The organism is uncultured Altibacter sp. (assembly GCF_963972995.1).
Classification (GTDB): domain Bacteria; phylum Bacteroidota; class Bacteroidia; order Flavobacteriales; family Flavobacteriaceae; genus Altibacter.
The window spans coordinates 22,036-29,027 of the sequence record NZ_CAXAXI010000030.1 but is presented as its reverse complement, the minus strand read 5'-3'; the positions used below and the strand labels follow the sequence as shown (position 1 = coordinate 29,027).

Below are 6,992 nucleotides of genomic sequence, written 5' to 3'. Positions count from 1 at the left end.
TATGATTCCTCCTGTTAAAAATGCACCGCCTGTATAGGCAGTAGTTGCGTACATACCGTGGGTATTGGCAGCATAGCCAAAAACACCCAGGCCTGTTCCGCTATTTTGACCAGAGAGGGCGTCCCCACTGCCACTTTCCAATGCTAAAACACCTCCTCCGGTAGTCGAAGTCTCGGTAACAATCCCGTAATCAGATCCGTCGTTTACACGTAAGGCTACGTTGGTATAGGGAGCACTTCCCAATCCCGCGTTTCCCGCACTTAAGAATCGAAGTCGTTCTGTATCGTTCGTTCGCAATACAAAGTCGGTGTTGTCTGTAGTCCCAATAAAGTTAACTCCGGCGTTTGTTCCGGCATTCCCTTCGAGCGACCAGTCCTTTCCGCCGGTTCCTCCCATGGCGATCCAGCGTGAACCGTCCCAATAATAGAACCCGGGAAGTACTTGCGTACTACCTGTGCTCGCATTGGCCGTATTATATACCAGTAAGCCTGTGGCGGGTGTGGTCACCGGAGCAGCAGAATTGGTTGCCGTAAGTGCCACTCGGTTAATCAAGATACCCTTATTCGTATCTGCAATTTCAAGTTGAGCACTGGCATTGGGTGCTCCTGTTCCTAATCCAACATTGTCATTGGCGCCGTCTACAAATAATGCATTTGTTTTATTGGATGTTTCAATGCGAGTATTCATATCAACACCTGTTTCATTGATGACCAATACATCGTTAGCATTCTCTTGCAAGGATATGAATTCCAGTCCGCCGGCTCCTAGGTTTAATTGGTCATCGGCACCTCGAAAGATCCCGGTATCTACATCAATATCCCATGATAATAAAGGTGTGGTCACAGATCCGGGAGCAAACGCTCTAAGAAGTCCGCTATTGGTAATCTCCAATCGCTCAATGTTGTTGGTGCGAAAGCGGAGGTCCATATTATCTATGGTTCCTATAAAGTCGTTGGCGGGAACAGTTCCTATATTTCCGCCCTGTTTCCAATCCTTACTGATAATGGGAATCCATAGACTTCCGTTCCAATAGTGAAATCCTACACCTGTTGTGGTGTTGGTATTGTATACAAGAAGACTTTCTGTTGCACCTCCGGTAATCGGGGCGATGGTAGATAGATTCGCAATATTGACCCGCGGAACCAATAGGCCCTTATCTGCGGTGCTTATATCTAAAATAGATCCAGGTTGTGGCGTCGTGGTTCCGATACCTACCTGTGCTGACGAGAAATTTATACAGAAAAAGAATACAAAAGTTGCTGTACAAATTTTGGGGAGTAATTTTTTTATCATAAGTGTTCTTGTTAGGAAATTTCCTACAATAATATGATAATAAATCGCTGAAATACAAAAATAATCGATGAAAGACACAAAAGTTTAACAAAGTTTGTAAGAATGTGTTAATTTTTTCCTGAGGTCGAAACGGGAATATACTTCGTACTCTTTAAATAATTAATTGCTTGAAAACTAAAATATTAAGTATCTTCTAAGTAGCAGTTGTTATCTAAGGTGTTTTTTGCGTTATTTGTAAAACAATCGAATCTCGATAAACGTTAGGGTTGTATGACATTTAATTCCGTCCTTTTTTCTGAAACTCCTTCCATTACAACTCAAGAAATTCGCTTGCCAATTCTTACTGAAAAAAAATGCGCCTTATCCATTCTTAGAGAGGATCAAATTCACCCTATCATTTCAGGGAATAAATACCGAAAACTAAAATATAGTATAGCAAATGCCCACAATATGGGTTGTACTACCTTGCTTACCTTTGGCGGGGCGTATTCCAACCATATCGCTGCTGTAGCCGGCATAGGAAGTCTATTTGGTTTTAAGACGGTAGGAATTATTAGAGGGGAAGAACTTTCAAAGGAATACCACAATAATCCTACACTTAGCTATGCTGAAGCTGAAGGGATGAAGTTGCACTTCATATCACGGGAGGAATATCGGCGAAAAGCAGATGAAGTGTATTTGAAAATGCTTCGGAAGAAGTACCCGGGTGCCTACATTATTCCCGAAGGAGGTACGAGTTCATTGGCGGTGCAAGGATGCACCGAAATATTAACCCCTATACACGAAAAGTATGATGTTATCTGTACATCTGTAGGCACCGGGGGCACACTGGCAGGTTTAGTGGAGGCATCCTATGCACATCAAACTGTCTTAGGATTTTCGGCATTGCAGGGAACATTTCAGAAAAAAATAGTAGAACAATTCACAGAGAAGACCAATTTTTCTATCACCGATGCCTATTCTTTTGGAGGTTATGCCAAAATAGATGCACAATTGATTCGTTGTATAAATAGCTTCCGGGAGGATACAGGTATATTGTTGGATCCGGTATATACCGGTAAAATGATATATGGTATTCTGGACTTGATAGAAAAAGGGTATTTCAAAAAAAATAGCCGTATTTTAGCCGTCCATACCGGGGGCTTGCAGGGAATTACCGGAATGAATCAACTATTGAAACAAAAGAACTTACCTCAAATTATTGTGTAATATGCTATACAGAATACTTACGATCTTATGCATCACTTTACTGCTTGCCACAGGTTGTAAATCGAAGAAAAGGGTTGCTGAAACCCGAAAAAAACCACGTACCGAAAGAGTTGTTGTTGAAAGAAAAACGACAGAGAAAATAACACCCACCCTTGAAGATACGCCCAAGACCGAGATCATTGTTCCAAAAAAGGATGCCTCTTATGCCGAAATCGTTTCAGCCTATATTGCCAGCTACAGTACCATTGCCATGGAAGAAATGTTGCAGTATGGAATACCGGCGAGCATCACATTGGCACAGGGAATTCTGGAAAGTGGCGCCGGGAGAGGAGAGCTTACCAGTAAAGCGAACAATCATTTTGGCATAAAATGTCATAAGGAATGGACCGGTGATCGTGTGTACCACGACGACGATGAACTTCAGGAATGCTTCCGAAAATATAAAGATCCTAAATATTCTTTTCGGGACCACTCCTTGTTCCTTACGCAACGCAGTCGATACCAGGATCTCTTTAAGCTGAGAAAGGATGATTATAAAGGCTGGGCCAAAGGTCTGCGGAAGGCAGGATATGCGACCGACCCTAAATACCCTGAGAAATTAATTAGCATCATCGAGCGATACGATCTCACAAAATACGACAATGAAGTTCTTGGGAACAAGGCAAATTTCTTGAACCCCGATGACTCTAAGATTGGTACGTATTCGGTGCAAAAAGGGGATACCTTATATAGCATCGCACGCCGATTCAACATTACTGTTGATACGCTAAAGGAATACAACGGACTCATTTCCGACACGATTTCTATCGGGCAAGTATTATATTTGCACCCTGTTAAAAATCACTAAAATTTTCTATGATTTATAAAAGAAGCAGTGCACTGTTCGCTGAAGCACAACACTACATACCGGGTGGCGTCAATTCCCCGGTACGCGCATTTAATGCGGTAGGAGGTGATCCTATCTTTGTTGAAAGGGCTAAAGGAGCCTATTTGTATGATGCCGACGGAAATAGACTTATTGATTATATCAATTCTTGGGGTCCCATGATATTAGGGCATGCGCATCCACCGGTAGTGGATGCCGTGATCGAAAAGGCTCAAAAAGGTACGTCCTTTGGAATGCCTACCGAAATAGAAACCACCATTGCTTCCTTAGCTGTATCTATGGTGCCTAATATTGATAAGATACGTTTTGTTAATAGTGGAACTGAAGCCTGTATGAGTGCGGTTCGTCTGGCAAGAGGGTTTACCGGAAAGGATAAGATCATAAAATTTGCAGGATGTTATCACGGTCATAGTGATTCGTTTTTGATCCAGGCCGGGAGTGGCGCGGTTACATTTGGAAGTCCCAACAGCCCCGGTGTCACGCAGGGAACGGCAAAGGATACCTTGCTGGCTAGGTATAATGATATCGAGCACGTAAAAAAGATCGTTTCTGAAAACAAGGGAGAAATCGCTTGTATTATTATTGAGCCGGTAGCAGGAAATATGGGGTGTATTCCTCCTGCGGATGGATTTCTTGAAGGATTGCGAGCTGTTTGCGACAGCAACGATATCCTGCTCATTTTTGATGAGGTCATGACCGGATTCCGTTTAGCAAAGGGGGGCGTGCAAGAACTATACGGGATCAAAGCCGATATTGTTACCTTCGGAAAAGTAATTGGTGGCGGACTCCCGGTAGGTGCTTTTGCTGCACGCAATGAGATCATGGAGCATCTGGCTCCCTTAGGGCCGGTCTACCAGGCAGGAACCCTTAGCGGCAATCCCTTGGCGATGGCGGCCGGTCTAGCAATGTTGAAGGAGTTGAACACAAATTCTGATATCTATACTTCATTACAGGAAAAAACCGAATACTTGCATAAGGGGTTGGAGAAGGTTTTAACACAACACGCGATACCCCATACTATAAACAGGGTAGGTTCCATGATCTCGGTACATTTTTCTGAAACACCTGTAACTAATTTTGAAACAGCGGCACACGCCAACAATGAAACCTTCAAGAAATTCTTCCACGGAATGCTTGCTGAAGGTATTTATATTGCTCCCAGCGCTTTTGAAACTTGGTTTCTAACCGAAGCACTTACGTACGAAGATTTGGATGCGACCATTGCGGCATGCGGCCGGGTAGCACTGCGCTTGACATAAAAAAACCCTCCATGAAAATGGAGGGTTCTTATTTTAATTGCATTCAAGCTATAACTTTTCTATGGTAAGCCACTTTTTATACTGAGCTTCCGTCAAGGTTTTTCTGGCACTTTCCTTTAACGCCTCATCGTATTTTTTCTTGCTTGCGACAACGTCTGCGTTATTGGCGTCCTTTCCTACAATATATTTCTTATAATTGGACTCATAAGCAGTGTATGCTCTAAACAAAGCTCGCTGTTGGTCGCCATTCAAGTCTAACTGTGACGTGAGTTGGTCTGCTTTCTTTTTAGCAACCACTTCCGGTCTGTCTTGATCCTGAGATAGTGTTTGTGCGCTCATGGCACCTGTACCAAGTACGAAAATGAATGCAAAGGCAACAACTTTAAATAGATTTTTCATTGTTTCTAAAATTAAATTTAAGGTTACTAATGTAACTAATTTAGTAACAATTAACCAAGAATTACGCCAAAAAACTAATTCGGTTATTTATTTTTTGAATTGCCTCTGTTTTGTGGGTGCTTTTTCATGCCTCTTCGTTTAGTTAGCGACATTTTTTCCCACTTTTCATATTGAGCTTCAGTCAGGATTTTCTTCATTTTAAGCTTGTGTTCAATCCTTTCCTCCATCATCTTGGCTTTGCGCTCATACATTTCGGTAGCGGTCATTTCAGCCCGATCCTGACGTCCGGAAGAACGCTCTTTTCTCTTTTTAGCTTTTTCCAGAGCCAATACCTTTACTTCCTTTTGCTGTGCTTCCGAAAGATCCAAGGCCAAGGTCAGTTTTTTTGTTTCAAGGTCCGCCGCCTGTTCGGGGGTAAGGTCCTTCATTTTTTGCTTCATCTCCTTACGCATCTCCTTTTTATCTACATCGGGTGTTTGTGCGATCAGGGTCATGCTAAAAAGCAATGATATTACTATAAGTGTCTTTTTCATTGTGATACTGTTTAGGATTTATATAGCTATGACCATTTAATTTCGGCTTGGTTTAATAATAGGCTTCTGAAAAGTACGAATCTGAAAAAAAAAAGCTGCCAAGTGGCAGCTATCTTTATATAGTATGGTGCATTGCTTTAATCTTCTATGGCCCCAAGATATTCCAGCAACATAGCTACGGCTTCCTCATGAACGATGGTTCGTCCTAATTGCGGCATGCGATAGGTGGGAAGCGTACTCTGAATACGGGCCTCGATCTCGCCTCGATTTGGATAGATCGCAGTATCGCTAAAAGGGGTTTCGTAGCGAAAATCCAAATTGAAATTAGTTACCGTTCCTCCGGGTTGATGACAGTGCGCACAGTTTACATCAATATAGGCTCTCCCTCGCTGAAAGATATCGTAGGTCGCGTCATCGGTCCAATCAGGGAGAACGGTGACACTAGCAGCGCTTGGAAGCCCTTCCAGCAAGCCGTTGTTGGTAAAATAATCCAACTGATTCATGGAAGTGTAGCTGGGTACAAAGTTCATGCTTCGCAATTTCATTCCAATAGGAAAGGTGGTTCCGTTATTGTTATGACAGGTAAAACAGTCCTGCTTAGAAGGAATTAAATAATCGATATTCTGAGTATTCCCATCGCTGTCGATCCAACTAATAGGGATCTCACTGCCCGTTTCGCGATACACTGCTTCGGTCTGGGAAGCATTCCAAATATAATCGCCCACTTCCCACGTTCCGGAAATTTTTAGAAAAATACGGGTTTCAATGATCTGTTTTCCGAGGGAAGGGTCACGATCGTCTATATTGTAATAGAAGGTTTTGGCGATCAATGTATTGTCCGGGAAAATTGGTAAGAAGTTGCCGTCGTATTTCAGCATTTTTCCTTCAGGTAATCGAATGAGTCGCTGTTTGGCCGCATAATCTGTAAAAAGAGTGCTGTTGATCTCATACAATTGTACCCCGGCAGCCGGCGTGATATCCGATAAAGTTCCCGCGAAGACACCCATTTCAGTAAGATTGGTCTTAAATTCTAAAGGCGTAAGCGCTGTAGTTAGTTCCACTGTATTACTTTGGGCGGATTCGTTTCCAGCGGCATCCACTGCGGTCACATAATACTTATAAGCGGTATCCGGCATAAGTCCGCTGGCGGTATAGGTTGTGATCGTAGGTCCTACTGAAACTACCGTTCCGGAGATCTCTTCATACACGCGGTAGCCTGTTACCGCAATATTATCGGTAGAAGCTCCCCAATCCAACTGCAAGGACATGTCCGTGATATTGGAAGCTGTTAAGTTCAAAGGAGTAGAAGGACTTTCGCCATCTCCGCTTACTTCATCATCTTTTCCGCAGGAAATCAAGGCTATCAAGAGTCCCAACAGGACTAAAAGACTGATATTCTTCATATTTGTTCAA

At 42.9% G+C, this 6,992-nt stretch carries 6 protein-coding genes and 1 pseudogene; 3 read left to right on the top strand and 4 right to left on the bottom strand.

All coding sequences use genetic code 11. The features are described from left to right. Positions 1 to 1,293, bottom strand: a pseudogene (locus AACZ11_RS11265) (hypothetical protein); the annotation flags it as partial. Positions 1,294 to 1,563: 270 nt separating this feature from the next. Here AACZ11_RS11265 and AACZ11_RS11260 point away from each other — a divergent pair. From AACZ11_RS11260 to hemL, 3 genes are read left to right on the top strand one after another with little or no spacing between them, the layout of a single operon-like run. After that, on the top strand, positions 1,564 to 2,502 hold the full coding sequence (locus AACZ11_RS11260) for a pyridoxal-phosphate dependent enzyme (RefSeq protein WP_290626712.1): 939 nt from the start codon (positions 1,564 to 1,566) through the stop codon (positions 2,500 to 2,502). A 1-nt stretch (position 2,503) separates the two neighbouring features. Further along, positions 2,504 to 3,349 (top strand): glucosaminidase domain-containing protein, encoded by an 846-nt coding sequence (locus AACZ11_RS11255; RefSeq protein ID WP_290626710.1) that lies wholly within the window; start codon positions 2,504 to 2,506, stop codon positions 3,347 to 3,349. Between the two features lie 8 nt (positions 3,350 to 3,357). Further along, complete coding sequence (gene hemL, locus AACZ11_RS11250; RefSeq protein WP_290626708.1) at positions 3,358 to 4,647, top strand: glutamate-1-semialdehyde 2,1-aminomutase; 1,290 nt, start codon at positions 3,358 to 3,360, stop codon at positions 4,645 to 4,647. A 48-nt stretch (positions 4,648 to 4,695) separates the two neighbouring features. On the opposite strand, the gene AACZ11_RS11245 is transcribed toward hemL, so the two are convergent. The 3 genes from AACZ11_RS11245 to AACZ11_RS11235 form a co-directional block, all read right to left on the bottom strand. Further along, entirely contained in the window at positions 4,696 to 5,046 is a 351-nt protein-coding gene (locus AACZ11_RS11245) for a hypothetical protein (protein WP_290626706.1), read from the bottom strand. Between the two features lie 83 nt (positions 5,047 to 5,129). Continuing rightward, positions 5,130 to 5,579, bottom strand: a complete 450-nt coding sequence (locus AACZ11_RS11240) for a hypothetical protein (protein ID WP_290626704.1) — start codon at positions 5,577 to 5,579, stop codon at positions 5,130 to 5,132. A gap of 137 nt (positions 5,580 to 5,716) precedes the next feature. Next, on the bottom strand, positions 5,717 to 6,982 hold the full coding sequence (locus tag AACZ11_RS11235; protein WP_290626702.1) for a fibronectin type III domain-containing protein: 1,266 nt from the start codon (positions 6,980 to 6,982) through the stop codon (positions 5,717 to 5,719). Between the last annotated feature and the right edge of the window lie 10 nt (positions 6,983 to 6,992).

Bases quoted from the DNA above. Each gene is read 5' to 3' on its own strand.
- AACZ11_RS11260 (WP_290626712.1), top strand. From the start codon at position 1,564: ATGACATTTAATTCCGTCCTTTTTTCTGAAACTCCTTCCATTACAACT.
- AACZ11_RS11255 (WP_290626710.1), top strand. From the start codon at position 2,504: ATGCTATACAGAATACTTACGATCTTATGCATCACTTTACTGCTTGCC.
- hemL (WP_290626708.1), top strand. From the start codon at position 3,358: ATGATTTATAAAAGAAGCAGTGCACTGTTCGCTGAAGCACAACACTAC.
- AACZ11_RS11245 (WP_290626706.1), bottom strand. From the start codon at position 5,046: ATGAAAAATCTATTTAAAGTTGTTGCCTTTGCATTCATTTTCGTACTT.
- AACZ11_RS11240 (WP_290626704.1), bottom strand. From the start codon at position 5,579: ATGAAAAAGACACTTATAGTAATATCATTGCTTTTTAGCATGACCCTG.
- AACZ11_RS11235 (WP_290626702.1), bottom strand. From the start codon at position 6,982: ATGAAGAATATCAGTCTTTTAGTCCTGTTGGGACTCTTGATAGCCTTG.